The sequence below is a fragment of the Bacteroidota bacterium genome, assembly GCA_030706565.1.
In the GTDB taxonomy this organism is placed as follows: Bacteria; Bacteroidota; Bacteroidia; order Bacteroidales; family JAUZOH01; genus JAUZOH01.
In genome coordinates, this window is sequence record JAUZOH010000459.1 from 1 (window position 1) to 2844 (window position 2844).

The following is a 2844-nucleotide window of genomic DNA, read 5'->3' on the forward strand; positions in this document are numbered from 1 at the left end:
CCTCATCACCGGCCTTAATCCCGGTAACAGGGCCTGGCGTAAATGCAACGGCAGTAGTGCCATCATATACCTTACTGTCAGTAATAATTAAAGAATTACAAGTTAATAATTTCCGGGTAATGGTGAAATTTCCAGGAATAAAGTCAACATGGTAATTGTCACCGGCAGACAAAGAACCTTTCTCTATCATATAATTCCCAACATTTTCGCCTGTCACACGCGACAATGCACCTTTGAAAACATCGCCATTTATTAATTCAGGCGAATAAGAGTATAAAAACACAGGATCAGGCTCGCCATATACTTTGGTCTGATCCGGATCTACAGTAACTTTTATAGGCCTGGCAGTAATCTCACCGTTATAAATCGTATCATTAACCGGAGCATCGTAAAAATTGCCTGCAGAACCGCTGAGGGTATAAGTAATGATCAAAGTTTTGTCTTTTGCCACATTGGCATTATCATAGTTTGCAGTTGCAGATACCCTTATATCATCATTATTTTTGATTCCGCTGATGGTCCCCATGCTGGTAATTTGAGCAGAAGCAGTTCCGTCATAAATCTTAGTCAACTCCACCTGTGGAGGATTTATGGCAAGAGGATGAAGAATTGTGGTAAAGCTCATTTCTTTGCCATAAACAGTTCCATAAGTACCAGTTGCATAAGCCCTGGCATAGTATGTGACATTGCCTTTTAAACTTCGCACGGTATCGGCATAAGCCCTGTTCTCAGAAAAATAGCCATTATTTGTTTTAGGATCAGCAACAGTCGGATTTCCTGTAGTATTCCAGCATACGCCATAAGCATCCTGGGTCCTGTTTAAACCCAATTTTATGTGAGCATGAACAACAGCTGAATTTTTATCAACATGACTAATACTATCCGTTGAAACCTCAGGTAACAATTGCCATACCAAACAGGGATAACCGTTATAAAGGGAAGGATAAAAACCCCAGATATCATCTGTACCATTGGCAGATTCATTCAGAAAATCCCAATTTGGGAAACTGGCTTGCAGCCTCATGTCATTGGTTGAGAGGCCACTGTTGTTTTCAAACATTCCTCCCCTGTCCAGGCCCAGACCCGGATTGGTAGATAACCAATGACAATATGTAATCATACTTCCAGGGTAAATATCTCCTGCAAAAGACCCGCTATTACAGTTTGATGCAGCAACAACATCGGAAGTATAACAATATTGGATAACCCCTCCGGAAAAATTTTCTCCTACAAAACCTCCGGAAATAGCTCCACCAGTATACTTATCCGTACAGAAAGAAAAACAGTTTTTAACCGTACCGGAATTACTACCCACAAACCCTCCGGTGGCCTGTCCTCCCGATATTGTACCGGCGGCAAAGCAATTTTCAATAATGCCCTGGTTAAATCCGGCCATTCTCCCTGTCGACTTTAATCCCACTACATTAGCTGTAGCCAGTCCGAGATTTTTTATTGTAGCACCTTTTATGTAACCGAAAAACCCGACATTTTCGTCAGCATCATGATTGATATGTATACCTGAGATCGTATGTCCCAACCCATCATAAGAACCAGTAAAGGGTATCCCGGCATTACCAATGCCCGGCCAACCATGATGATTAAACCACGTAGATGTTGATCCCGCATCGATATCCTTAATCTGAACATAATGATATGACCAGCGGACGGGATTCTCCGCAATCCAATACAGCTGTTCCAGCGTTGATATGCGATAAGGATTTGAATCTGAGCCATCACCTGCAATTGGAGGCCTGCTGATATAACCCTGCAGGGTATCCTGGATGATTGTCACGTACCTGTCTTCGCCCTCTAAGGGATGAAAACGTATTGAATCTTTATAACAATATGGAAAAGCATTGGCAGGTACAGTAAGTTTAAGAGTATCATCCCCGCTGCCGCTTAATTTGTCTAAAACTATCCGTTTCCCGGGAAATGCCGTCCAGCTGGTATTTGATTTGATGAGAAGATCTGTTGCACTACCCGAAGCCAACATCTTTGCTGTTGCAGGTGAAACAGTAAGATAGGGTTCACTGGCTTCTTGCAAGACATAGATAGGAACAGGGGAAGTTCCAGGGGCTGAAAGGGTCAGGGTTGCCGAACGTTTAAAAATTTGAGAATTAGCTTCAAGAGTAGTGGCGGTAATGGCAACATTTCCCGTATCCGCAGTTGTGCTCAGTTTAAGCCACTGGGGAACTCCTGTAATTTGCCATATCGAGTTGGAAAATACATCAAAACTCGCATGATTGTTGGCTTCTTTTCCAAAAGCTAATGAAACTGGAGATGCTGATAAAGAAATTTGTGCAGCTCCCAATTGTGTTACTTTTATGATTTGAGGATTAGCCCCTTCAGCTGTTATAGTGACCGTTGCAGTTCTAAATGTTCCGGTAGTATTTTCAGAAAGAGTAATAAGTGCATTACCAACATCTCCAATTCCTGATTCCTTAGCAACCCTTAACCAATCACAGGACTTTGAAATAGTCCATTTTGTATTAGAATAGATATAAAAGTTAGCCCAACTGTCTGCTTTTTGTGACAGGAAAATTTCATTACAATTGACAGAAAGTTTCCCGGCTTCCTGGGTTATAACAACATGAGTGTGGTTTTCTATATTTTTCCCGCCGATATTAATCCTTGCCGAACGTGGTGCCCCGGTATTATTAACTTCTGCAGTTGCCACATTAATTGTACCATTCCCATTCCCTGATTCAGGAGTAAAGGATAACCAGGAAGGTATGACAACAGAAATCCAGTCCAAATTTGAAAAAACATCAATAGTGTCATTACTGCCCACGTAAGGCTTGAGGTTTAAAGCACTTTCGGCGGCAGCAACATAGTTATTGCCTA

The 2844-nt window shown here is 41.8% G+C and carries 1 protein-coding gene; it reads right to left on the bottom strand.

Annotated elements, in window-relative coordinates; genetic code table 11:
• Positions 1-2844, bottom strand: a 2844-nt coding sequence (locus Q8907_15535; protein MDP4275683.1) for an MBG domain-containing protein, incomplete at both ends; no start/stop codon positions are given.